The 22,807-nt window shown below is 68.4% G+C and carries 21 protein-coding genes and 1 riboswitch; of the genes, 12 read left to right on the top strand and 9 right to left on the bottom strand.

Translation table 11 applies throughout. The features are described from left to right. Positions 1-13: 13 nt before the first annotated feature. Together H0X95_RS11660 and H0X95_RS11655 are read right to left on the bottom strand one after the other, a co-directional pair. Positions 14-841, bottom strand: a complete 828-nt coding sequence (locus H0X95_RS11660; RefSeq protein WP_006484464.1) for a ferritin-like domain-containing protein — start codon at positions 839-841, stop codon at positions 14-16. Between the two features lie 327 nt (positions 842-1,168). After that, positions 1,169-2,809 carry a gamma-glutamyltransferase family protein gene (locus H0X95_RS11655; RefSeq protein ID WP_059720713.1) on the bottom strand — a complete coding sequence of 547 codons (1,641 nt, stop codon included), beginning with the start codon at positions 2,807-2,809 and terminating at the stop codon, positions 1,169-1,171. Between the two features lie 212 nt (positions 2,810-3,021). Between H0X95_RS11655 and H0X95_RS11650 the strand changes: the two genes are divergently transcribed. Both H0X95_RS11650 and H0X95_RS11645 read left to right on the top strand, forming a co-directional pair. Further along, positions 3,022-3,801, top strand: a complete 780-nt coding sequence (locus H0X95_RS11650) for a DeoR/GlpR family DNA-binding transcription regulator (RefSeq protein ID WP_006493999.1) — start codon at positions 3,022-3,024, stop codon at positions 3,799-3,801. Between the two features lie 300 nt (positions 3,802-4,101). Continuing rightward, complete coding sequence (locus tag H0X95_RS11645) at positions 4,102-4,299, top strand: hypothetical protein (RefSeq protein ID WP_006477892.1); 198 nt, start codon at positions 4,102-4,104, stop codon at positions 4,297-4,299. Between the two features lie 94 nt (positions 4,300-4,393). Here the strand turns inward: H0X95_RS11645 and H0X95_RS11640 are convergent, their stop codons facing one another. Further along, positions 4,394-4,762 carry a hypothetical protein gene (locus H0X95_RS11640; RefSeq protein ID WP_012492423.1) on the bottom strand — a complete coding sequence of 123 codons (369 nt, stop codon included), beginning with the start codon at positions 4,760-4,762 and terminating at the stop codon, positions 4,394-4,396. Between the two features lie 162 nt (positions 4,763-4,924). On the opposite strand from H0X95_RS11640, the gene glpD reads away from it, so the two are divergent. From glpD to H0X95_RS11625, 3 genes are all read left to right on the top strand, one after another. Further along, positions 4,925-6,448 carry a glycerol-3-phosphate dehydrogenase gene (gene glpD, locus H0X95_RS11635; RefSeq protein ID WP_006484470.1) on the top strand — a complete coding sequence of 508 codons (1,524 nt, stop codon included), beginning with the start codon at positions 4,925-4,927 and terminating at the stop codon, positions 6,446-6,448. A 104-nt stretch (positions 6,449-6,552) separates the two neighbouring features. Continuing rightward, the gene (glpK, locus tag H0X95_RS11630; protein ID WP_006497360.1) at positions 6,553-8,055 is read left to right on the top strand and encodes a glycerol kinase GlpK; all 1,503 of its coding nucleotides are present in this window, start codon (positions 6,553-6,555) and stop codon (positions 8,053-8,055) included. Between the two features lie 81 nt (positions 8,056-8,136). Further along, positions 8,137-8,853, top strand: a complete 717-nt coding sequence (locus H0X95_RS11625) for an MIP/aquaporin family protein (protein ID WP_006484467.1) — start codon at positions 8,137-8,139, stop codon at positions 8,851-8,853. A gap of 60 nt (positions 8,854-8,913) precedes the next feature. On the opposite strand, the gene H0X95_RS11620 is transcribed toward H0X95_RS11625, so the two are convergent. The 3 genes from H0X95_RS11620 to H0X95_RS11610 are packed head-to-tail and all read right to left on the bottom strand — an operon-like array spanning position 8,914 to position 11,596. Further along, a complete protein-coding gene (locus H0X95_RS11620) occupies positions 8,914-10,164 on the bottom strand; it encodes an NAD(P)/FAD-dependent oxidoreductase (protein WP_059720714.1) in 1,251 nt (416 codons plus the stop codon). A gap of 4 nt (positions 10,165-10,168) precedes the next feature. Then, positions 10,169-10,477 (bottom strand): non-heme iron oxygenase ferredoxin subunit, encoded by a 309-nt coding sequence (locus H0X95_RS11615; protein WP_059720715.1) that lies wholly within the window; start codon positions 10,475-10,477, stop codon positions 10,169-10,171. Positions 10,478-10,513: 36 nt separating this feature from the next. Continuing rightward, positions 10,514-11,596: a fatty acid desaturase family protein gene (locus H0X95_RS11610; RefSeq protein ID WP_059720716.1), complete on the bottom strand. Its 1,083-nt coding sequence runs from the start codon at positions 11,594-11,596 to the stop codon at positions 10,514-10,516. Between the two features lie 174 nt (positions 11,597-11,770). Here H0X95_RS11610 and H0X95_RS11605 point away from each other — a divergent pair, with 174 nt between their 5' ends. From H0X95_RS11605 to H0X95_RS11585, 5 genes are all read left to right on the top strand, one after another. Beyond that, on the top strand, positions 11,771-12,835 hold the full coding sequence (locus H0X95_RS11605) for a LacI family DNA-binding transcriptional regulator (RefSeq protein ID WP_059720717.1): 1,065 nt from the start codon (positions 11,771-11,773) through the stop codon (positions 12,833-12,835). 143 nt (positions 12,836-12,978) lie between these two features. Next, entirely contained in the window at positions 12,979-14,004 is a 1,026-nt protein-coding gene (locus H0X95_RS11600) for a xylose isomerase (RefSeq protein WP_196446048.1), read from the top strand. A gap of 40 nt (positions 14,005-14,044) precedes the next feature. Next, positions 14,045-14,872: a TIM barrel protein gene (locus H0X95_RS11595; RefSeq protein WP_059720719.1), complete on the top strand. Its 828-nt coding sequence runs from the start codon at positions 14,045-14,047 to the stop codon at positions 14,870-14,872. Positions 14,873-14,910: 38 nt separating this feature from the next. Further along, the gene (iolG, locus tag H0X95_RS11590) at positions 14,911-15,897 is read left to right on the top strand and encodes an inositol 2-dehydrogenase (RefSeq protein WP_048987467.1); all 987 of its coding nucleotides are present in this window, start codon (positions 14,911-14,913) and stop codon (positions 15,895-15,897) included. Positions 15,898-16,085: 188 nt separating this feature from the next. Continuing rightward, a complete protein-coding gene (locus H0X95_RS11585; protein ID WP_034178337.1) occupies positions 16,086-16,772 on the top strand; it encodes an HAD family hydrolase in 687 nt (228 codons plus the stop codon). A gap of 70 nt (positions 16,773-16,842) precedes the next feature. On the opposite strand, the gene ribB is transcribed toward H0X95_RS11585, so the two are convergent. From ribB to H0X95_RS11570, 3 genes are all read right to left on the bottom strand, one after another. Beyond that, on the bottom strand, positions 16,843-17,553 hold the full coding sequence (gene ribB / locus H0X95_RS11580) for a 3,4-dihydroxy-2-butanone-4-phosphate synthase (RefSeq protein WP_006489272.1): 711 nt from the start codon (positions 17,551-17,553) through the stop codon (positions 16,843-16,845). Positions 17,554-17,671: 118 nt separating this feature from the next. After that, positions 17,672-17,820, bottom strand: a riboswitch (FMN riboswitch). A 187-nt stretch (positions 17,821-18,007) separates the two neighbouring features. Continuing rightward, positions 18,008-18,697 carry a helix-turn-helix domain-containing protein gene (locus tag H0X95_RS11575; RefSeq protein ID WP_006489265.1) on the bottom strand — a complete coding sequence of 230 codons (690 nt, stop codon included), beginning with the start codon at positions 18,695-18,697 and terminating at the stop codon, positions 18,008-18,010. A gap of 219 nt (positions 18,698-18,916) precedes the next feature. Next, on the bottom strand, positions 18,917-20,092 hold the full coding sequence (locus H0X95_RS11570) for an MFS transporter (protein ID WP_006497370.1): 1,176 nt from the start codon (positions 20,090-20,092) through the stop codon (positions 18,917-18,919). 147 nt (positions 20,093-20,239) lie between these two features. Between H0X95_RS11570 and H0X95_RS11565 the strand changes: the two genes are divergently transcribed. Together H0X95_RS11565 and miaB are read left to right on the top strand one after the other, a co-directional pair. Then, the gene (locus H0X95_RS11565; protein ID WP_006486591.1) at positions 20,240-21,172 is read left to right on the top strand and encodes a LysR family transcriptional regulator; all 933 of its coding nucleotides are present in this window, start codon (positions 20,240-20,242) and stop codon (positions 21,170-21,172) included. A gap of 242 nt (positions 21,173-21,414) precedes the next feature. Next, positions 21,415-22,788, top strand: coding sequence for a tRNA (N6-isopentenyl adenosine(37)-C2)-methylthiotransferase MiaB (gene miaB / locus H0X95_RS11560; RefSeq protein WP_006486604.1), 1,374 nt, complete (start codon positions 21,415-21,417; stop codon positions 22,786-22,788). The last annotated feature ends 19 nt before the right edge of the window (positions 22,789-22,807 follow it).

The raw sequence follows: 22,807 nt of genomic DNA, 5'->3' as shown, positions 1-22,807 counted from the left end.
CGTGCCGCGGCGATCAGCGCAGGAAAACGTGCCGCGTGATCTTCGTGAGCGGATAGTGGACGCCCGGCTGGATCTTCGCGGGCAGGTCGAGCGGCTTGAGCAGCATCTTCACGCACATGTCGGCCGACAGGTTGCGCCGGACGAGCGAATTGATGCGCGCGGCGCGCTCGCGGTTGTACTGGCTGTCGCCGACGCGATCCGGATAGCGGATCGCGAACACGTGGCGCAGCGCGATCTCGGAGTCCTCGTTCTTGATTTCCATCACGCGGCGCGCGAGCGCGCCGAGCACCGCGAGCCGGCCGTTGCCTTCGACCTGGTTGTACTTCTTGAAGAACTTGAAGAAGTGCTTGTAGTGACGCACTTCGTCCGTGCGGATGTTGTCGGTGATTTCCTTCAGCACCGGCTCGTCCGAGCATTCGTTGATCGCGCGATAGAGCGTGGCCGTGCCCGTCTCGACGACGCAGCGTGCGACCATTTCGAGCGCGCGGGTTTTTTCGAACGCCTCGACCGAGCAGGTCTTCGAATACTCGGCAAAGAAATTCGCGAACGCGGTATCCCAGTCGAACTCGGGCCACACGTGCGCGATGTACGCCTTCAGCGCGCGGCCGTGCTGCAATTCTTCGTGCTCCCATGCATTGTTGAGCCATGCGGAGACTTCCGGATCGTCATTGAAGAATTCGCTCAGATTGCTCGTATAGAGATCCGAGCCGCTCTCGATGAACGACGACGCGCACAGCAGCAGCAGCAGATCCTCGTTCGCGGCGGCACGCTGACGATCGATCCGGTTCAGGTCGATGTCCTCGATACGCCACGGCATCACATGCGTCGTTTTGGTGTCCATGGTAGTGCGCTCCCAGTCGTCGCGCGGAGGCCGGCCCATGCCTGGGGCACAGGCGCCAGCCGATCCGCAGGCGGCGTTTTACTTGCGTTTATAGTGAATCGGTCCGGCCGAACCATCTTGGCATCTTAGCCGGACTTTGATGTTCGTGCTCCAGAGCACTGACCATACCCGACGAGCGCAGTTCCACGGCGTCTGTTGCCGTGCGTTAGACGAGTCCTTCAAACCGCTTGCGCGTGCTCGATGGCAGGCGCCGCGCCAAATGAAAACGGGCGGCCGTCGGGCCGCCCGTCATGCCGGGACACTGCCAAGCAGGCTGGAAGCGATCCGTCAGAAACCGGCCGCCAGCCCGTCGCGCCGGCTGTCGCTCGCGGCCACGTAGCCGCGCTCCGGATCGTCGGGATCGAGGCGCCAGACGAACTGCCCCGAGCCGAAATCCATGTAAGGATCGTCGATCGACTTGATCGTATGGCCGCGCGCGGCCAGCCCGTCGACGGTCGCGCGGTTCATCGTGGCCTCGACGTCGAGCGTGAAGTCGCGGTTGACCTTCCAGCGCGGCGCGCAACACGCGGCCTGCGGTTGCTGGCCATAGCCGAGCATCCGCACGATGGTCTGCAGATGGCCTTGCGGCTGCATGTCGCCGCCCATCACGCCGAAGCTCATCACCGCCTCGGTGCGGCCATTGGCTTCCTCGGTGACGAACGCCGGGATGATCGTGTGGAACGGCCGCTTGCCGCCCGCGACGACGTTCGGCGAAGCCGGGTCCATCGAGAAGCCGTGCCCGCGGTTCTGCAGCGCAATGCCCGTGCCGGGGACGACGAGCCCCGAACCGAAGCCCATGTAGTTCGACTGGATGAAGCTCACCATCATCCCGCGCTCGTCGGCCGCCGACAGGTAGATCGTGCCGCCCGAATGCGGACGGCCGGCGGCGAAGTGCGTCGCCCGCGCGCGATCGATCAGCTTCGCGCGTTCGGCGAGATACGCATCGTCGAGCATCTGTTCGGGCGTGACCTCCATCGCGCGCGGATCGGCGACGTAGCGATAGACGTCCGCGAACGCGAGCTTCATCGCCTCGATCTGCAGATGCTGCGAATCGACCGAGTCGACCGGCCATTCGGTCACGCCCGCATGCTCGGCGATGCCGAGCGCGATCAGCGCGGCGATACCCTGCCCGTTCGGCGGAATCTCGTGAATCGTGTGGCGGCCGAAGCGCTTGCCGATCGGCTCGACCCATTCCGGCCGGTACGCGCGCAGGTCGGCTTCCGTCAGCGCGCCGCCGCCTTCGCGCGCGAACGCGGCGATACGCTCGGCGAGCGCCCCTTCGTAGAACGCACGGGCGCCGTCCTTCGCGAGCGTGCGCAGCGTCTGCGCATGACCGGGCAGGCACACGCGTTCGCCGACGAGCGGTGCGCGGCCGCGCGGCATGAAGGTGTCCGCGAAGCCCGGCAGGCCCTGCAGTTCGGGAACGGCCGCCGCCCACTTGTGCGCGACGATCGGCGGCACCGAATAGCCGCGCTCCGCGATCTCGATCGCCGGCTCGAGCAGGTCCGCGAACGGCAGCGAACCGAACTTCGCGTGCAGCGCTTCCCAGCCCGCGATCACGCCCGGCACCGTGACGGTGTCCCAGCCGCGCGTCGGCTTGTTCGCGATGCCGTGCGCGTCCTCGCCGTGGCGCTTGCGAAAGTAGTCGACGTTCCAGGCGGCCGGCGCCACGCCCGATGCGTTCAGCCCGGACAGCCGCTCGCCGTCCCACACGAGCGCGAATGCATCGCCGCCGAGCCCGCACGACACGGGCTCGACGACCGTGATCGCGGCGGCGGCGGCCAGCGCCGCGTCCACCGCGTTGCCGCCCTTCCACAGCATCCGCAACCCAGCCTGCGCGGCCAGCGGGTGCGACGTCGACACGACGTTGCGCGCGAACACCGGAATGCGGGTCGTCGGATACGGGTTGTGCCAGTTGAAGCCACTCATCGATACCACCTCGTCGAAAGCTGAATGAACGTGCCCCGCGTGAACGGGCAATCCGCCATTGCAGCGCGATCCGCGCGATCGCACAAATTCATTTGTCAAATGAATCCATGCGTTTTCTACATGAATCGCGCGCGGCGATGTTCCGCAGGCCGGCCGAACGCCGTTGCCGCCCTTACAATACCCGCTCCGTCTCACGACACGACCATCGAGCCATGACCCGAGATCCCCGCCTCACCCTCAACGCGCGCCAGCAGGAATTGCTCGAATGGGTGCAGCGCGACGGCTTCGTGACCGTCGACGATCTCGCCGCGCACTTCGCGGTGACGCCGCAGACGATTCGCCGCGACGTGAACTGGCTCGCCGACCTGAACCTACTGCGCCGCTACCACGGCGGCGCGAGCCTGCCGACCAGCTCGGAGAACGTGTCGTACACCGCGCGCCAGCGGATGTTCCACGACGAGAAGCGGCGCATCGCGGCGCTCGCGGCGTCGCACATCCCCGACCAGGCGTCGCTGTTCATCAACCTCGGCACGACGACCGAGGAAGTCGCGCGCGCGCTGAACCGCCATCACGGGCTGCACGTGATCACGAACAACCTGAACGTCGCGTCGATGATGAGCGGCTACCCCGACTGCGAGGTGCTGATCACGGGCGGCATCGTGCGGCCGTGGGACAAGGGCATCGTCGGCGAGCTCGCGATCGACTTCATCCGCCAGTTCAAGGTCGACTACGCGATCATCGGCACGTCGGCGATCGAGGCCGACGGCACGCTGCGCGATTTCGACACGCGCGAGGTGCGCGTCGCCGAGGCGATCATGCAGCATGCGCGCACGGTCTACCTCGTGACCGACCATTCGAAGGTCGGCCGCCCGGCGCTGGTGCGCCAGGGCCATCTGAGCCAGGTGCATGCGCTCTTCACCGACAAGCCGCTGCCGCCCGAAATGGCCGATACGGTGGCGGCCGCCGGCACCCAGGTGTACGTCGCGGAATGACCGTTGCGATGCTGCACCGCACCTGAAACTTCAAGTGAAATCAAGAAGTTGGCGCCGCGCGCAAACCGCTTGTGGCGGGCCCTTCTGTCAAACGGAAAATTAACGGGGCACGATTTGTCGTTGCCTGCGCGCTCGACTAGACTCCAGTTCCCCGGCCCGTTCGCCGATCCGCCTGTGCCAGGGCGGTGCGAATCGCAGGGCCGGCGAAGACAGCTTTCCCCCCAAGCCATACCCCGCGGGGTATCGCGCGTCGGCGGTGCGCCGGCCGCGCGGGCAGTCCGATTGCCATGGAGAGAAACGATGCTGAGTCCGCATGAATTCGCCACGCTATTGCTTGTGAAGGACGCGCCTGATCAGCGCGACATGGATCGGGATGAACTGGACATCCTGCTCGAACAACAGCTCGTCCGCCTGGAAGGGCTCGGCTCGGGGCGCAAATACTGCGTGACCGAGACCGGCGACGCCGCGCTGCGATCCATCAAATACCGCTATTCGTAAGCTCCGCCGTTCCCTGACCTGAACCTGCTCGCGCGGCCGGAATCGGCCGCGCGGTCGTTCCTGCCTCCCGCCTGCCCGTTCGTCGCCGTCGGCCTCAACCGCCGCGCAGCGTCGGATCGACCGCCGCCCGCCAGCTGATGGCCTGCGCACGCGCCCCGTTGAAATACGCGATCCAGCCGGCGCGTGCCGCCGCGTCAGGCGCCACATAGTGGGTCGAAAGTTCGTTTACGAACGCACAATAGTTCGCTTCGGTCAGCCCGCGATACCGTTTCGCCACGTACGCGTCGTACAGTGTCGAGTAGACCGGCTGCGCGTCCGCGCCCCAGTCGCGCGCCGCGCCGCCGCACGACGTCTGCAGGTCGACGAACGACGGCGCCCGCCAGTTGCCGGCGAGCGGCGGCATACCCGCGCCGCACCCCGCCAGAAGGACGGCGCACACGCCGACCCACATCCCAATACGCATGATTCACCTCGCGAAACGGTCGATTCCGCCAGTATCGTCCGGGATCGTGTCGCGCGCTACTGGCCCCGCTTTTTCGAACTTTACTTTTTCGATTCCGTTCGTTAAATTTCGAATTCGAACATTTCATGTTCGCCCCATTTCAACAGACGATAAGGACAGCAGGTGACCCAACCGAATCGCTACGATCTGCTCGTCGTCGGCGGCGGCATCAACGGCGCGGGGATCGCGCGCGATGCGGCCGGCCGCGGCCTGTCGGTCATGCTCTGCGAGCAGGACGACCTCGCGTCGCATACGTCGTCGTCCAGCACGAAGCTGATTCACGGCGGCCTGCGTTACCTCGAGTACAATGAGTTCGGACTGGTGCGCAAGGCGCTGCAGGAGCGCGAAACGCTGCTGCGCGCGGCGCCGCACATCATGTGGCCGCTGCGCTTCGTGATGCCGCACATGCCGAACCTGCGCCCGGCCTGGCTGATCCGCATCGGCCTGTTCCTCTACGATCACCTCGCGAAACGCGAGCTGCTGCCCGGCTCGCGCGGCATCGACATGCGCCGCCATGCGGCCGGCGCGCCGCTGATCGACTCCATCAAGCGCGGCTTCGTGTATTCCGACGGCTGGGTCGACGACGCCCGCCTCGTCGTGCTGAACGCGATGGACGCGAAGGAGCGCGGCGCCGAGATCCTGACGCGCACGAAGCTCCTGTCCGCCGAACGCCGCGGCGACGAATGGGAAGCGCGGCTGCAGCAGGCCGACGGTTCGATCCGCGTCGTGCAGGCGCGCGCGATCGCGAACGCGGCCGGCCCGTGGGTCGGCGACGTGCTGCACGGCGCGCTCGGCCGCGGCGCGCATCACAGCGTGCGGCTCGTGAAGGGCAGCCACATCATCACGCGCCGCCTGTTCGATCACGATCACGCGTACATCTTCCAGAACCCGGACAAGCGGATCATCTTCGCGATTCCGTACGAGCACGACTTCACGCTGATCGGCACGACCGACGTCGAATACACGAGCGATCCGGCGAAGGTCGCGATCGATCGCGACGAGACGCAGTACCTGTGCGATTCGATCAACCGCTATTTCAAGCGCAAGATCTCGCCGGCCGACGTGCACTGGACCTATTCGGGCGTGCGCCCGCTGCTGGAAGACGAGAACGCGGCGAACGCATCGGCCGTCACGCGTGACTATCGCCTCGAACTCGACGACGGCGCGGGCGCGCCGCTGCTGTCGGTGTTCGGCGGCAAGATCACGACGTTCCGCAAGCTCGCGGAAGAAGCCGGCGACATGCTGTGCCGCGCGCTCGGCCGCGACGCGAAGACCTGGACGGCCGGCGTCGCGCTGCCGGGCGGCGACATCGCGGACGCGAAGTTCGACGGGTTCGCCAGCGCGTTCGCGAAACGCCATCCGTGGCTGCCCGCCGCGCTCGCGCGCCGCTATGCACGGGCGTACGGCACGCGTGCGGAGCGCGTGGTGGCGGACGCGAAGTCGCTCGCCGATCTCGGCGCCGAAATCGCGCCGGGCATCCACGATGCGGAACTGCGCTACCTGCGCGACGCCGAATGGGCGACCTGCGCGCAGGACGTGCTGTGGCGCCGCTCGAAGCTCGGGCTGCACGTCGCGCCCGGCACGCTCGACGCCGTGACCGCCGCGGTCGACGCATGGTTCGCCGCCGCGCATGCGCCGCACGCCTGATCCGAATGCAGTTGCAGTTGCCTGACCGACGTTGACTCACCGACGCGCCGCTCACATGCGGCGCGCATCACAACTAAGCCAATCCACGGATGGAGATGAGAGACATGCAGGACCAGTACATCCTCGCGCTTGACCAGGGCACCACGAGTTCCCGCGCGATGCTGTTCGATCGCCAGGGCAATATCGTATCGATCGCCCAGAAGGAATTCGAACAGATCTACCCGCAACCCGGCTGGGTCGAGCACGACCCGCAGGAAATCTGGTCGACGCAAGCCGGCGTCGCCGCGGAAGCCGTCACGCGCACGGGCCTGAACGGCACGTCGATCGCCGCGATCGGCATCACGAACCAGCGCGAAACCACGATCGTCTGGGATCGCGAGACGGGCCAGCCCGTCTACAACGCGATCGTCTGGCAGGATCGCCGCACGGCCGACTTCTGCGACTCGCTGAAGAAGCAGGGCCTCGAAGCGAAGGTGCGCGCGAAGACCGGCCTGCCGATCGACTCGTACTTCTCCGCGACGAAGATCCGGTGGATCCTCGACAACGTGCCAGGCGCGCGCGACAAGGCGCGCCAGGGCAAGCTCGCGTTCGGCACCGTCGACAGCTGGCTCGTGTGGAACTTCACGAAGCATGAGCTGCACGTGACCGACGTGACCAACGCGTCGCGCACGATGCTGTTCAACATCCATACGCGCGAGTGGGACAGCGAGCTGCTCGAACTGCTCGACATCCCGCGCAGCATGCTGCCCGAAGTGAAGGCGTCATCGGAAATCTACGGCCACACGAAGACCACCGTGTTCGCATCGAAGATCCCGCTCGCGGGCATCGCCGGCGACCAGCATGCGGCGCTGTTCGGCCAGATGTGCACGACGTCGGGCATGGTGAAGAACACCTACGGCACCGGCTGCTTCCTGATGATGAACACCGGCGACAAGCCGATCGAATCGAAGAACAACCTCGTCACGACGATCGCCTGGCAGATCGGCGACGACGTGCAGTACGCGCTCGAAGGCAGCATCTTCATCGCCGGCGCGGTCGTGCAGTGGCTGCGCGACGGCGTCGGCCTCATCAAGACGGCCGCGGAAATCGAGGCGCTCGCCGCCAGCGTGCCGCATACCGACGGCGTGTATCTCGTGCCGGCCTTCGCCGGCCTCGGCGCGCCGCACTGGAACGCGCGGGCGCGCGGCTCGGTGTTCGGCGTCACGCGCGGCACGAGCGCCGCGCATCTGGCGCGCGCGGCGCTCGATGCGATCGCGTACCAGTCGCTCGACGTGCTGGCCGCGATGGAAGCCGATTCGGGCATCAGCATCGGCGAGCTGCGGGTGGACGGCGGCGCGAGCGCGAACGACCTGCTGATGCAGTTCCAGGCCGACCTGCTCGGCGTCGACGCGGTGCGCCCGCAGATCACCGAGACGACCGCGCTCGGCGCGGCCTACCTCGCGGGCCTCGCGATCGGCTACTGGAAGAACCTCGACGAAGTGCGCGACCAGTGGCAGCTCGATCGCCGCTTCGCACCGTCGATGCCGAAGGAGCAGGTCGAGCAGCGCATGGCCGGCTGGCAGCGGGCGGTGCGCGCCGCGAAGGCATGGGCCGACGACGCCCAGTAATCCGAATCAGTCCGGACGACATACAACAACACCGGCGGACCGCGCGACGCGCGAGTCCGCCGTGACATACGAGAGACAATCATGTCACCTTACATTGCAGAATTCATCGGCACAGCGATCCTCGTGCTGCTCGGCAACGGCGCGGTCGCAAACGTGCTGCTTGCAAAGACCAAGGGCAAAGGCGCGGACCTGATCGTGATCGTGATGGGCTGGGCGATGGCGGTATTCGTCGCGGTCTACGTGACCGCGTCGTTCAGCGGCGCACACCTGAACCCGATCGTCACGATCAGCCTCGCGCTCGCGGGCAAGTTCGCGTGGTCGAAAGTCGGCGGCTACGTCCTCGCGCAGATGCTCGGCGGGATGGCCGGCGCGTTGCTCGTGTGGCTCGCGTATCGCCAGCACTTCGCGAAGGAAGCCGATGCGGACCTGAAGCTCGCGGTGTTCTGCACGGCGCCGGCGATCCGCAGCGTCACGCACAACGTGCTGACCGAAGCGATCTGCACGTTCGTGCTGATCCTCGGCGTGCTGTATCTCGCGTCGCCGCAGGTCGGCCTCGGCGCACTCGACGCGCTGCCCGTCGGCCTGCTGGTGCTCGGCATCGGCATCTCGCTCGGCGGCCCGACCGGCTATGCGATGAGCCCCGCGCGCGACCTGTCGCCGCGCATCATGCATGCGCTGCTGCCGATTCCCGGCAAGCGCGACAGCGACTGGCGCTATGCATGGGTGCCGGTCGTCGGCCCGCTGCTGGGCGGCGCCGCGGCGGCCGGCCTGTATCTGCACCTGCACACCACGATCTGATCGCGGTTTGAACGAAGCGCGCGGCCTGCACTGCCGCGCGCTTCACGCCCCTGCGTCGTTCTACCGGTCATTCACGGCCGTCACCAGCGATTTCAGCTTCACGTCGACGTCCGCGACCGCCGCCGGCGTCACGTCGGCCCCGCGCTCGACCAGCATTCTCGCCACGCGCATGTCCTTCACGAATCCCGCTGCACGGCCGAAGCCGCTCGCCGCGACGAGCCGCGCGCGCGCGTCGAAATGGAAATGGATTTCCGCATCGTCGCCGAGCACGCGCGCGACCGACCGCGTGCCGAGCGCCGGCTCCCCGGCCACCTGCAACTGCGCATCATATTGATCGGACCAGAACCACGGCGTATCGCGATACGGCTCGCCCGCGCCGAGCATGTTGCGGGCGGCGACGTGCGCCTGCGTCTCCGCGCCGTGCCACGTCTCCTGCCGAACCGGCTGGCCCGATAGCGCGCTCGGAAACACCGCGACGTCGCCGGCCGCGTAGATGCCGCGCGCCGACGTCTCGAGCTGCGCATTCACGACGATCCCGCGCTCGACCGCAAGGCCCGCGTCGCGCGCCAGCTCGTCGGCCGGTTCGATGCCGATGCCGGCCACGACCGTGTCGGCGATCAGCGTGTCGCCGTCGTCGAGCACGACGGCCAGCGCCCCGCCCGCGGTCCGCTCGATCGCCACCGGCTTTCGGTTCAGGCGAATCGCCACGCCCCGCGCGTCGTGCAGCGCATGCATGCGCGTCGCGATGGCTGCCGGCACGGCGCGGCCGAGCAGCCGCGGCGCCGCATCGAGCACGGTCACGCGGCAGCCGCGCTGCCGCGCCGACGCCGCGACTTCGAGACCGATGAAGCCGCCGCCGATCAGCACGATCCGCGCGTCGGGCACGAGCCGCGCGCCGAGCGCCGCCGCATCGTCGAGCGTGCGCAAGGCGAATACCCCGTCGAGCGCCGCGCCCGGGATGGCCAGGCGACGCGCACGGCCGCCCGTGGCCAGCAGCAGCGCGTCGTAGCCGAACACGTGCCCGCCGGACACCCGCACTTCGCGTGCGTGCGGTTCGATGCGCTCGACGGTCGCGACGATCCGTTCGATGCGATCGGCCGCCCAGGCTTGCGCATCGCGCAACCGGCATTGCGCCGCGCTGCGCTCGCCCGTCAGCACGCCCTTCGACAGCGGCGGCCGCTCGTACGGCGGATGCGGCTCCGCGCCGATCAGCACGATGCGCCCGCGCCAGCCGCACGCGCGCAGCTCCTGCGCCGCGCGGCCGCCCGCATGGCCCGCACCGACGATCGCCATCACCCGGTCGCTGTTCATTGCGTCATACCTCGATCAGGATGCGGCCGTCTTCGATCTTCGCGCGGTACGTGCGCAGCTTCTCGCACGCGGGCGCCGACAGCGGCCGGCCGTCGCGCACGTCGAAGCGGCCGTTGTGCTTCGGGCATTCGATCACGTGATCCATCACGAGCCCGTCCGCGAGATGCACCTGCTCGTGCGTGCACAGGCCATCGCTCGCATACACGTGGCCGCCGATCCGGTAGATCGCGTACGTGCGGCCGTCGTGGTCGAAGCGTGCGACGTCTTCATCGTCGATATCGTCGAGCGCGCCGGTGTCGATCCATTGCGTCATGGTGTGTGTCTCCTTCGTCGGGATATTCGATAACGGCTAGGCGCGCGCGGCATCGGGCACCGGCCGCACGACGCAAGCGGACGGGTCGCGCGTCTGCCGGACCAGCGCCGGCACGATCTCCGCGTACGCGGCCAGCGTGCTGCGGTACGGCGGCGGCATGTCGGCCTTCACGGCTTCATGCAGCTTCGGCAACGCATGGAACGGCACCATCGGGAACATGTGGTGCTCGACGTGATAGTTCATGTTCCAGTACAGGAAGCGGAACACCGGATTCATCATCACGGTCCGGCAGTTGCGCCGGTGATCGAGCACGTTCTCCGGCATGCCGGCGTGCTGCGTAAGGCCGAAATACAGGTACAGCCACGCGCCGTAGAGGCTCGGCAGCCCGATGTAGAGCAGCGGCAGGAGCGTGTGCCAGTAGAGCGCCGCGCCCGTCACGAGTGCGTAGATCGCGAGATGGATGCGCGACTCGCGCACGACCTTCCGCCACTCCGATTCGGGCACGTAGGTGCGCTCCTCGTCGTCGAGCCGGCCGGTGAACGACACCGCGATCATCTTGCGCAGTTCGCCGGCCACGTGCTTCATCGCGACGACGTTCAGCGCGAGCGTGAGCCAGTCGGTCGGCTTCGGCGCGGCGATTTCCGGATCGCGCCCGACGATCAGCGTATCGGTGTGATGGCGCGCATGGCTCCAGCGCCATGCAGTCGCGCGGCGGAACACCTGGAACGACGCGACCTGGTACAGCGCGTCGTTCATCCAGCGCGTGCGGAACGCGGTGCCGTGCCCGCATTCGTGCCAGCGCGAATCGGCCGGGCTGCAGTACAGCGTGCCGTACACGAAGAATGCGGGGATCGCCCACGCCGAGTGCGCGCGCCACGCCAGCCACGCGAGCGCGCCGCTGATTGCAATCGCCGCGTACCAGATCAGCGTGTCGCGAATCGCACGCGCATCGCCGCGCTGCATCAGCTGCTTCATCAGCGGCCGCGGCACCGCGCAGCGGTACCACGCGGCGTTGACAAGCCCGGCCGCGTGCGCGCGCTCGCCGGCGCCGCCAATCATTCGGTATGCCTGACGGCGCGCCGCCGTGGGTTCGCCTGCCGGGTCGTCGGGTTGGGCCACGTCTGTCTCCTGGGGTTCTTGTGCGGGGGAAGCGCGGCAAGCGCTTCGCCATAGGAACGAAATTAGGCGAGCGGCCGCCCCGCCTCAATCGAAACGTTGACGAAATTTCGCCACCGCTTTAGCGTTCCCGACAACGCCACGCGATCGATGGCGACCCTCACGATGGAGACGACCATGGCAGGTGAATCCGGGCCGCGCTGGCGCAAGCGTACCGCGCGCTTCGACGAGATCGCGGCGCTCGCCGGCGTCAGCACGACCACCGTCGACCGCGTGCTGAACGAGCGCGGCAGCGTCTCCGCGCAGGCGCGCGAACGCGTGGTGGCGGCCGCGCGGCAGCTCGGCGTGCCGCGGCAGCTGCCCGACACGCGGCACGGGCTGATCCACGTCGACGTGCTGCTGCCGGACACCGACGCGCCATTCTTCCGACGCTTGCAGCAGGCGCTGCAGCGCTCGCTGCAGATGCTCGACCGGCGCGTGGTCGTGCACCGGACGATCCTGCCCGCCGCGGACGACGTGCGCGCCGCGACGCTGATCGAACGGCCCGCGTACCGGCGCGCGGCGCTGATCGTCACCGCGCACGACACGGCCCGCGTGCGCGACGCGCTGGCCGGCGCGATCGCGCGGGGCGAGACCGTCGTCACGATGGTCACCGACATCGGCGGCATCGACCGCACGCACTTCGCCGGCATCGACAACTATCGCGCCGGGCGCACGGCCGGCTACTACATCGGCCGCCTCGCGGCGCGCCCCGGCCGCGTGCTGCTGCTCGGCGGGCGCATGGGCTACCGCGCGCACGTCGACCGGATGGCCGGCTGCCGCGACCAGCTCGCCGACGCGTTCGCCGCCGTGCGCTGCGACGACGCGCCGGTCGAGACGCTCGACCAGGACGACCGCTGCTACCGCGCGGTGTCGAAGGCGCTGCAGGCGCACGACGACGTGGTCGCGATCTACAACAGCGGCGCCGGTTCGGCCGGCATCGAAGCGGCGCTGCGCAAGGCCGGCGCGATCGGGCGCCTCGTGTGGATCGGCCACGAGATGATCGACCAGCATCGCGCCTTCATCGAAGCCGGCGCGATGGATCTCGCGATCGACCAGGATCCGGACGGCCAGGCGATTTCCGCGCTGCAGCACGTGCTGCATGCATGCGGCATCGTCGAACAGCCGCCGCCGGACGATCCGGTCGAATTCCGCGTGTTCTGTCCGGCGAACGTGAGGACGAGCGCGTACCTGCAGCCGTGAATCGCGCCGCGCGGCGGACCGCGTGCTCGTGGCGAAAAAATCGACCGTCGCGTTGGCGATTTTTCGCCAACGTTTGTCATGCGGGTCGCGCCGCGCCTCCGTACATTGGTCAGCCATCGATAACCGACAACGGACAGGAGACGATGGCTGAACCGATCCTCATCGGCGTGAACCTCGACGGCGTGCTCGAACACGACGGGCTGCCGGCGCCAACGCCCGCCGAACGCTTTCGGATGATCGCCGGCGCCGGCGTGTTCGACTACGTCGAACAGAACCCGGTACGCGGCGAGGACCTGTCGCCGTATTTCGCGCTGGTCGACCGCCACGCGCTGCCGATTCGCGTGATCGGCGGCATCTGGTGCGCCGGCCGCGACGAAGCGCATGTCGCCGAGATCGTCGCCGCGGGCGCGCGCTTCGGCAGCACGGTGCTCAACTGCCAGCTGTTCGCGCATCACGCGGACGGCCATCCGCTGTCGGACCGCGAAGTCGCCGATTTCTACCTGCGCGCCTACGCATCGGGCGAGCCGGTCGGCTGCCTGCCGAGCCTCGAAGTGCACGTCGACATGTGGAGCGAGGATGTCGCCCGCGTGGCGCGCGTCGCGCGGCTGGTCGAGGAGGCCGGCGCGCCGTTCCGGATCACGCTCGATCATTCGCACCTGCTGTTCAAGATCGGCAACCGCGCCGAGCTCGACGCGTCGGGGCTGCGCGAATCGGCCGACGGCGGCTGCGCGATGCTCGACCCGGCGTCGCCCGCCGCGATCTACACCGACTGGATCGCGCGCGGCTGGGTCCGGCATGCGCATGCGCGCAGCGTGACGCCGAACAATCCCGCCAACCGCTGGATGCGCCGCGCGGACGGCCGGCCCGGGCGCGGTATCCAGTACCCGTTCGTCGAACCCGCGCCGGGCGCCTATCACGGCGAATGGCGTGCGGCGTCGCTCGATCCGTGGAAAGCCGCGCTGCGCCAGTTGCTGCACGCGCAAGCGCAGGCCGAGGTTCACGCTCCCGCTCCCGCGCAGCCGGCACGACTCGAGCAGATCAGCTGCGAGTTCATCCCGTTTCCCGACTACGGCGGCGGCGCACGCTATTCGATCTTCGACAACAACGTCGCGTGCGCGCAATGGCTGCGCGACACGTGGCAAGCATTCGCCGCGCATGCCGGCACCTGATTCGCCCCCCACACCCCACTCAAGCTCCAAGGACAGAACGATGACGCAAGCCTGCCAGTTTTCGCTGAACCGGATGAGCGCGCCGCGCTTGCCGTTCGACCGCTACGTCGCGCTGTGCCGGCGCCTCGGTGTCGACACGATCGAGATCCGCAACGATCTCGACGGCGTCGAGCTCGCCGACGGCACGCCGGCCGCCGCCGTGCGCGCAACGGCCGAGGCCGGCGGCGTGACGATCCTGACGATCAACGCGCTGCAGCGCTTCGAGCAGTGGAACGCCGAGCGCGCGGACGAGGCGACCGCGCTGGCCGACTACGCGGCGCAATGCGGCGCGCGTGCGCTGGTGCTGTGCCCGACCAACAGCCGCGCCGACACGCGCAGCGCGGACGCCCGCCACGCGGATCTCGTGACGGCGCTGCAGGCGCTGAAGCCGATCCTCGCGGCCCGCGGCCTGCTCGGCTTCATCGAGCCGCTCGGTTTCGAGCAATGCGCGCTGCGCCGCAAGTCGGACGCGGTAAAGGGCATCTACACGGCGGCGGGCGAGCCGGTGTTCCGGCTCGTGCACGACACGTTCCACCATCATCTCGCCGGCGAGGACATCTTCTTCCCGAACCTGACGGGCCTCGTGCACATCTCGGGCGTCGAGGAAGCCGACCTGCCGATCGAGCGGATGCGCGACGGCCACCGCGTGCTGGTCGGCGGCGCCGACCGGCTCGGCAACATCCGGCAACTGCGCGAACTGCTCGCGCGCGGCTACCGCGGCGCGCTGTCGTTCGAGCCGTTCGCGAGCGAGATCGCCGAAGCCGACGACATCGAAGACCGGCTGCGGGCGAGCATCGACTACGTGCGCGGCGAGCTGGCGGATCGCTGAGCGCATCGGCAAGACAACGCAATCCACAGGAGAACGGAATGATCGAATTCGCTTTGTTCGGCGCGGGCCGCATCGGCAAGATCCACGCGGCGAATCTCGCGCGCCAGCCGGGCGCGAAACTGACATACGTGATCGACCGGCACGCGCCGTCGGCGGAAGCGCTCGCCCGCATGCACGGCGCGCAGGTCGCCGACGTCGAGCGCGCGCTCGGCGACGCGTCGGTGCAGGCTGTCGTGATCGCGTCGAGCACCGACACGCACGCGGATCTCATCGTCGCCGCCGCGAATGCGGGCAAGGCGGTGTTCTGCGAGAAGCCGGTCGACCTCACCGTCGAACGCTCGCGTGCATGCGCGGACGTCGTGCGGCGCGCCGGCGTGACCTGCATGATCGGCTTTCAGCGCCGCTTCGACCCGACCTTCGCGGCGCTGAAGGCGCGCGTCGAGCGCGGCGAGATCGGCGCGCCGGAAATGCTGGTCGTCACGAGCCGCGATCCGGGCGCGCCGCCCGCCGACTACATTCGCAGCTCGGGCGGCATTTTCAAGGACATGCTGATCCACGACTTCGACGTGTTCCGCTGGATCCTCGGCGACGAAGCGCAGACGCTGCACGCGACGGGCAGTTGCCTGACCGATCCGGCCGTGCACGACGCGGGCGACATCGATTCGACCGCCGTGACGATCCGCACGCGGCGCGGGTTGCTGTGCCAGATCAACACGTCGCGGCGCGCGGCCTACGGTTACGACCAGCGCTTCGAGCTGCTCGGCAGCCAAGGGATGCTGCAGGCCGGCAACGTGCGGCCGACCGAGGTGAGCGCCTGGCTCGCGGGCGGCATCGCGACGGACGTGCCGGAGCCGTTCTTCCTCGAACGCTACCGGCACGCGTACGCGGCCGAGATCGCGCACTTCGTCGACGCGCTGCGCGACGGCACGCCGGTCCGGACGACGATCGACGACGGGCTCGCCGCGCTCGAGCTGGCCGAAGCCGCGATGACGTCGTGGAAAACGGGGCGCGTGATCGCGCTGTGACGCCGTGAACGGCGGCGGCCCGCGCAACCGGGTCGCCGCAGCCGCACGACCGGCGGCACCTGGGCACGCGTTGCCGCAGTAGCACGGCCGCATCGGGCAAATTTGCCGCCACGTCGCGCGGCAGGCGCATGAAAGCACGTATGATGGCGAATCGATCGGCGTCGCCGATATCCCGCGTTTTCATCACCATGCTCGATCACCTCATCTGCGACTGCGACGGCGTGCTCGTCGACAGCGAAGTCATCGCCGACCGCGTGCTGCTCGACACGCTGTCCGCCACGTTCCCCAACCTCGATTTCGAAGCCGCCGCGAAGTCGGCATTCGGCCAGCAGACGTCGCGCTTCCTCACCGGCATCGAATCCCGCTTCGGCATCGAGATGCCCGCCAACTTCATCGAAACCATCGAGCACAACATCGAAATCGCGCTCGCGCAATCGCTCGCACCGATCAGCGGCGTGCGCGACGCATTGCTGAAGGTCACGCTGCCGGCCGCCGTCGTGTCGAACAGCCGGCTCGTGCGCGTGCGCAATTCGCTGAAGCGCGCGTCGCTCACCGAGATCTTCGGCGAGCGCGTGTTCAGTTCCGAACAGGTCGCGCGGCCGAAGCCCTACCCCGACGTCTACCTGCATGCGGCGCACACGCTCGGCGTCGAGCCGGCGCGCTGCGTCGTCGTCGAGGACAGCATCTCGGGGCTGAATGCCGCGCGGGCGGCCGGGATGAAGACGATCGCGTTCGTCGGCGCGAGCCACATTCCCGACAACTACGCGGACGCGCTGCGCGCGATGGGCATCACGCGGATCATGCGCCGGATGGACGAACTGCCGGCGCTCGTCGAAGCCGGCATGCGCGGCGAATTCGGCGACGTGCAGTCCTGATCGTCATTCGGGCCGGACCGGGTCGATCCGGCCATGCCGCGGGCGCGCGTACGCGCCCGCCTTCCTTCGCTCAGGCCGGCTCGCAGCAGCGTTCGCGCGCCGCGGCCAGCGCCTCGCGGAACTCGACGAGTTCCGCGATCGTCAGCATCGGCAGCCCGTGCCGTTGCGCGAAGCGCTCGACATCGTCGCCGCGCGTCATCGTGCCGTCCGGATTCATCAGCTCGCACAGTACGCCGGCCGGCTTCAGGCCCGCGAGGATCGACAGGTCGACCGTGCCTTCGGTATGACCGCGGCGCGCCAGCACGCCGCCCGGTTGCGCACGCAACGGAAACACGTGGCCGGGGCGCACGATGTCGTGCGGCTTCGCGCCGTCGGCGATCGCCGCGCGGATCGTCGTCACGCGATCGGCGGCCGACACCCCGGTATGCACGCCTTCGCGCGCCTCGATCGACACGGTGAACGCGGTGCCGTTGCGGCTTTCGTTGGTCTGCACCATCGGCGGCAGCTCGAGCGCGCGCACCGTGTCGTCGGTCAGGCACAGGCAGACGATGCCGCTGCACTCGCGGATCAACAGCGCCATCGTCTCGGGCGTGATGCGCTCGGCGGCGACGATCAGGTCGGCTTCGTTCTCGCGGTCGTGGTCGTCCTGCAGCACGACCGCGCGGCCTGCGCGCATCGCGTCGAGCGCAGCGGCGATGCGGGGCGGCACCGGTTCGGAATCCAGCAACGGGAGATCGGCAAAGGCGTCGGCAGGCGCCGACGAAACGGACATCAAGGACATGTGAAACGCTCCTCGCAAATACGATTTGGGCGAAAAACGTTTCAGGGCATTGCAAACAGACAGAACGACAACCCGCTTCGCACGCAGCGCGAAGCGGCCCTGACGGACATGACTATCTGCACATCTTCTCTCATCCGGACTGTGACCGTCGGCTCTGGCATTCGACCAGATCTGCTGACCCCGCGCGGATGCGCGGGCGCTCGCGGGCTCGCCGGCTTACGCCAGCCTACCGCCGGTGGGGAATTTCGCCCCGCCCTGAAGACGCACTGATTGCCGGACGGGAACGCCCCGTCACCGGCGGGCCAAGCATACAACAGCCGCGCGCGACGCGCAGCCCACTACCGGTAAAACCTTACTGACGACCCTGTCTAACGGCATCGTCCGAACGGCCGACGCACCCGCCCGCGATCCCGCGAGAATCCGGGAGCGCAGTCGCGCCGCGCGGCCCGCGCGATCAGTTGGCGGCCGCCGTGTGCGCCGCGTCGGGCACAAGCCAGCGCGGCGGCACCTCGGGGCTCACCGTCACGCGAAACGCCCGCGCTTCGCTGTCGCCCGGGTTGCGCAGGCTGTACGGCTGGTCGGCATCGAACACGATCGCGTCGCCGGTTGCGAGCAACTGGCGGCGATCGTGCACGCTGACTTCGAGCGTGCCTTCGCTGACGACGAGGTTGACCGTCGTGCCGGGGGCCCGACGCGCGCCGGGCTCCGTATGCAGCGGCGCGATGCGCAGCTCGTGGAATTCGGCCGCGGCCGGCTCGCCTTCCGGATACAGCGCACGCGCCGAGAAACGGCCGTTCGAGCTGACGACGCGCGACGCGCGCTCGGCCGCCAGATGCTCGAAACCGTTCACCGCGTGGCGCCGCAGGAACGCGGCGACCGATACCTTCAGCGCCGCGGCGATCTTGCAGAGCACCTTGATCGACGGCACGCTGCGCGCCGATTCGATCTGCGCGAGCATCGCGCGCGACACGCCGGACAGCCGCGCGAGCGCATCGAGCGACAGTTGCCGCTCGGCGCGCAAGCGCGCGAGGTTCACGCCGACGACCTGCTCGAGCACGTCGAGCGACGCGGACGCGCGCAGGTCGGCGGCATGGCCGGACTCGAAGGAAGACACGTCGCGCACGAGCGCCAGGGATGAAGACATAGCATTGCCTCCGGGCCGCCGCGCGGCCCTGCGTAGGGGGTAAGCCGGAATCGGAATCGGGTTGCGCCGGTCATTGGCGCGTATCGAGACGCTATCACCCGGCCTGGCACGGGCAAACGAAGTTATCTTCACACCGTTATCAGCATCGCGGAGGAATGCGTTTCTCGCGAACCTTTTCCTGCCGCTATGGCGTCGCCGTCGGCGCGCCGGGGCCGACGCTCACTGCGCCGCCGGCGCGGCGCCGCGGGCCGGGCCGCGCGCGTCGAGCCGCATCGCGAGCCACGTGACGATCAGCGCCGCGAACGTCACCGCGACCGCGACCCACGGCAGCGCATCGAGCGCGAAGCCGTGTTCCAGCGCGAGGCCGCCGAGCCACGCACCGCCCGCATTGCCGACGTTGAACGCGCCGATGTTCAGCGTCGACGCGAGATGCGGCGCGCTCGCGGCCTTCTCGACCACGCGCGCCTGCAGCGGCGGCACCGTCGCGAACGCGGCGATCCCCCAGACGAATACGGTGACGGCCGCCGCGACCGGCAGGTGGCTCGTCTTCGCGAACACGGCCATCACGGCCATCAGCGCGACGAGGATCGCGATCAGCGACGGCATCAGCGCGCGGTCAGCGAGCTTGCCGCCGATCGTATTGCCGATCGTCAGCCCCGCGCCGAACAGCACGAGGATCAGCGCGACCGCGCGCGGCGAGTAGCCCGACACGGTCTCGAGAATCGGCGCGATGTACGTGAACACCACGAACACGCCGCCGAAGCCGAGCACGGTCATCAGCAGCGCGAGCCACACCTGCGGCTCCTTCAGCACGCGCACTTCGTGGCCGAGGCCGACCGGCCCGCTGTCGTGGCGGTTCGGCACCAGCGCGGCCACGCCGCCGAGCGCCAGCACGCCGAGCGCGGCGACGATCCAGAACGACGCGCGCCAGCCGAGCAACTGGCCGACGAACGTGCCGAACGGCACGCCGAGCACGTTCGACAGCGTGAGTCCGGTAAACATCAGCGCGATCGCGCTCGCGCGCTTGTCGGCCGGCACGAGCGACGCGGCGACCACCGCACCGATGCCGAAGAACGAACCGTGCGCGAACGACGTGACGACGCGCGCGACCATCAGCATCGCGTAGCCGGACGCGGTCGCGCACAGCACGTTGCCGACGATGAAGATCGCCATCAGCAACTGCAGCGCGGCCTTGCGCGGCATGCGGCTCGTCAGCACCGCGAGCAGCGGCGCGCCGACCGCGACGCCGAGCGCGTAGCCGGTGACGAGCAGGCCGGCCGACGGCAGCGACACGGCCAGGTCGTGCGCGACTTCGGGCAGCAAGCCCATGATGATGAATTCGGTGGTGCCGATGGCGAAGGCGCTGATCGCGAGCGCCAGTAACGGAATGGGCATGACGTTCTCCGGAAGGCGGCGGCCGCGGCGCCCGATCGGTGCCGCACCGCACAAAAAAGCGGGGTGTGCGCGCATTGTCCCGAAGACGCCTATATTTGATAATTGGCGTGGCATTTGAACCATTTTCAAATATTTCTGGAAAATCGCATGGACCGACTGGGCGACATCCGGCTGTTCGTCGAGGCGGCGGAGCTGGGCAGCCTGTCCGCCGCCGGGCGCAAGCTGAACCTCACGCCGGCCGCCGCGAGCGCGCGGCTCGCGAAGCTCGAGGCGAAGATCGCGACGCGGCTGTTCGAACGCTCGACGCGGCAATTGCGGCTCACCGACGAAGGCAAGCTGTACCTGAACTGCTGCCGCCAGGCGCTGCAGGCGCTCGACGACGCGGACGCGATGCTGCAGGAAGGCCGCAATGTCGTAAGCGGCAAGGTGCGGCTGTCGTCAACGTCCGATTTCGGCCGCCATCAGCTGCTCGACTGGCTCCACGAATTCACGACGCTGCATCCGGGCGTCACGTTCTCGCTGACGGCGTCCGATTCGTCGTCGAACCTGTGGCAGGACGAGATCGACCTCGCGATCCGCTTCGCCGCGCCGCCCGACGGCGCGCTGATCGCCCGCCGGCTCGCGACCAACCGGCGCGTGCTGTGCGCGGCGCCGTCGTTCGTCGAGCGCCATGGCGTGCCGGCCGATCCGCACGATCTGGCCCGCTTTCCGTGCAACGTGATCACGATCGCGTCCGGCCCGATGAACACCTGGCACTTCACGCGCGGCGACGAAGTGCAGATCCACACGGTGCCCGTGTCGACGGCGTTCGAGACCAACGACGGCGGGCTCACGCGCGAATGGACGCTGCGCGGCCACGGCATTGCGCTGAAGTCGCTGTGGGACATCGCCGACGACGTCCGCGCGGGCCGGCTGCGCGTGCTGCTGCCCGAGTGGCGGCACCAGGACGCGCCGCTGCACGCGATCTATCACAGCAAGCGCTACATGGCGCCGCGCGTGCGCGTGCTGCTCGACTTTCTCGCCGAACGCTTCGCGCGCGAGGAAGCCGCGCTCGACGATCTGCTGAACGCGTGTCGCTGACGGCCGGGCCGTCACCAATCCGGGGTCGGAACGCGAAAACCGGCGTCGCGCGCCCGCAACCGGCCGCCCGTCCGTCTTGGCATGAAAAGCTATAATGGAAGGCTTTCCCGACGGCCATTTCTAATGGAAGGCTTTCCCGACGGCCTTTCCTGTCCGTGCGCGCGATTCGCGTGCCGCGCACGGCCGTCCCGACTCACCCTTGACGACGCCCCCAGGTCAACCACTGCGAACGGCGAATCCCCATGACCAAGAAAGTTTACGTAAAGACCTTCGGCTGCCAGATGAACGAGTACGACTCGGACAAGATGGTGGACGTGCTCAACGCGGCCGAAGGCCTCGAAAAGACCGACACGCCGGAAGACGCGGACATCATCCTGTTCAACACGTGCTCGGTGCGTGAAAAGGCGCAGGAAAAGGTGTTCTCCGATCTCGGCCGCGTGCGCGAGCTGAAGGAAGCGAAGCCCGGCCTGCTGATCGGCGTCGGCGGCTGCGTCGCGAGCCAGGAAGGCGCGTCGATCGTGTCGCGCGCGCCGTACGTCGACCTCGTGTTCGGCCCGCAGACCCTGCACCGCCTGCCGCAGATGATCGACGCGCGCCGCGCGAGCGGCCGCGCGCAGGTCGACATCACGTTCCCCGAAATCGAGAAGTTCGACCACCTGCCGCCCGCGCGCGTCGAGGGGCCGAGCGCGTTCGTGTCGATCATGGAAGGCTGCTCGAAGTACTGCAGCTACTGCGTGGTGCCGTACACGCGCGGCGATGAAGTGTCGCGCCCGCTCGACGACGTGCTGACCGAAGTGGCCGGCCTCGCCGACCAGGGCGTGCGCGAAGTCACGCTGCTCGGCCAGAACGTGAACGCCTACCGCGGCGCGCTGGCGGCCGGCTCGTCCGAGATCGCCGATTTCGCGACGCTGATCGAATACGTCGCCGACATCCCCGGCATCGAGCGGATCCGCTACACGACGTCGCATCCGAAGGAATTCACGCAGCGCCTGATCGACACCTACGCGAAGGTGCCGAAGCTCGTGAACCACCTGCACCTGCCGGTCCAGCACGGTTCCGACCGCATCCTGATGGCGATGAAGCGCGGCTACACGGTGCTCGAATACAAGTCGGTGATCCGCAAGCTGCGCGCGATCCGCCCCGACCTGTCGCTGTCGACCGACATGATCGTCGGCTTCCCCGGCGAGACCGAGGACGATTTCGACAAGATGATGGCGCTCGTGCACGAGATGGGCTACGACACCAGCTTCTCGTTCATCTACAGCCCGCGCCCCGGCACGCCGGCCGCGAACCTCGCCGACGACACGCCGCGCGACGTGAAGCTCAAACGCCTGCAACATCTGCAGGCGACGATCGAGGAGAACGTCGCGCGCATCAGCCAGTCGATGGTCGGGAAGGTCGAGCGGATCCTCGTCGAGGGCCCGTCGCGCAAGGACCCGAACGAACTCGCGGGCCGCACCGAGAACAACCGGGTCGTGAATTTCCCGGCGCCGCTCGCGTCGCACCCGCGCCTGATCGGCCAGATGATCGACGTGAAGATCAACCATGCGTACCCGCACTCGCTGCGCGGCGAGCTCGTGATCGTCAGCGACGACGCGAGCGCGGCCACCCACTGATTGACGCCCGACAGGAGCC

The organism is Burkholderia sp. 9779_493, from assembly GCF_015712215.1.
Classification (GTDB): domain Bacteria; phylum Pseudomonadota; class Gammaproteobacteria; order Burkholderiales; family Burkholderiaceae; genus Burkholderia; species Burkholderia cenocepacia.
This window is presented reverse-complemented; position numbering and strand designations above follow the sequence as displayed.

Excerpts from the sequence above, each read along its gene's own strand:
- H0X95_RS11660 (WP_006484464.1), bottom strand. The coding sequence starts at position 841 with ATGGACACCAAAACGACGCATGTGATGCCGTGGCGTATCGAGGACATC.
- H0X95_RS11655 (WP_059720713.1), bottom strand. The coding sequence starts at position 2,809 with ATGAGTGGCTTCAACTGGCACAACCCGTATCCGACGACCCGCATTCCG.
- H0X95_RS11650 (WP_006493999.1), top strand. The coding sequence starts at position 3,022 with ATGACCCGAGATCCCCGCCTCACCCTCAACGCGCGCCAGCAGGAATTG.
- H0X95_RS11645 (WP_006477892.1), top strand. The coding sequence starts at position 4,102 with ATGCTGAGTCCGCATGAATTCGCCACGCTATTGCTTGTGAAGGACGCG.
- H0X95_RS11640 (WP_012492423.1), bottom strand. The coding sequence starts at position 4,762 with ATGCGTATTGGGATGTGGGTCGGCGTGTGCGCCGTCCTTCTGGCGGGG.
- glpK (WP_006497360.1), top strand. The coding sequence starts at position 6,553 with ATGCAGGACCAGTACATCCTCGCGCTTGACCAGGGCACCACGAGTTCC.
- H0X95_RS11625 (WP_006484467.1), top strand. The coding sequence starts at position 8,137 with ATGTCACCTTACATTGCAGAATTCATCGGCACAGCGATCCTCGTGCTG.
- H0X95_RS11620 (WP_059720714.1), bottom strand. The coding sequence starts at position 10,164 with ATGAACAGCGACCGGGTGATGGCGATCGTCGGTGCGGGCCATGCGGGC.
- H0X95_RS11615 (WP_059720715.1), bottom strand. The coding sequence starts at position 10,477 with ATGACGCAATGGATCGACACCGGCGCGCTCGACGATATCGACGATGAA.
- H0X95_RS11605 (WP_059720717.1), top strand. The coding sequence starts at position 11,771 with ATGGCAGGTGAATCCGGGCCGCGCTGGCGCAAGCGTACCGCGCGCTTC.
- H0X95_RS11600 (WP_196446048.1), top strand. The coding sequence starts at position 12,979 with ATGGCTGAACCGATCCTCATCGGCGTGAACCTCGACGGCGTGCTCGAA.
- H0X95_RS11595 (WP_059720719.1), top strand. The coding sequence starts at position 14,045 with ATGACGCAAGCCTGCCAGTTTTCGCTGAACCGGATGAGCGCGCCGCGC.
- iolG (WP_048987467.1), top strand. The coding sequence starts at position 14,911 with ATGATCGAATTCGCTTTGTTCGGCGCGGGCCGCATCGGCAAGATCCAC.
- H0X95_RS11585 (WP_034178337.1), top strand. The coding sequence starts at position 16,086 with ATGCTCGATCACCTCATCTGCGACTGCGACGGCGTGCTCGTCGACAGC.
- ribB (WP_006489272.1), bottom strand. The coding sequence starts at position 17,553 with ATGTCCTTGATGTCCGTTTCGTCGGCGCCTGCCGACGCCTTTGCCGAT.
- H0X95_RS11575 (WP_006489265.1), bottom strand. The coding sequence starts at position 18,697 with ATGTCTTCATCCCTGGCGCTCGTGCGCGACGTGTCTTCCTTCGAGTCC.
- H0X95_RS11570 (WP_006497370.1), bottom strand. The coding sequence starts at position 20,092 with ATGCCCATTCCGTTACTGGCGCTCGCGATCAGCGCCTTCGCCATCGGC.
- H0X95_RS11565 (WP_006486591.1), top strand. The coding sequence starts at position 20,240 with ATGGACCGACTGGGCGACATCCGGCTGTTCGTCGAGGCGGCGGAGCTG.
- miaB (WP_006486604.1), top strand. The coding sequence starts at position 21,415 with ATGACCAAGAAAGTTTACGTAAAGACCTTCGGCTGCCAGATGAACGAG.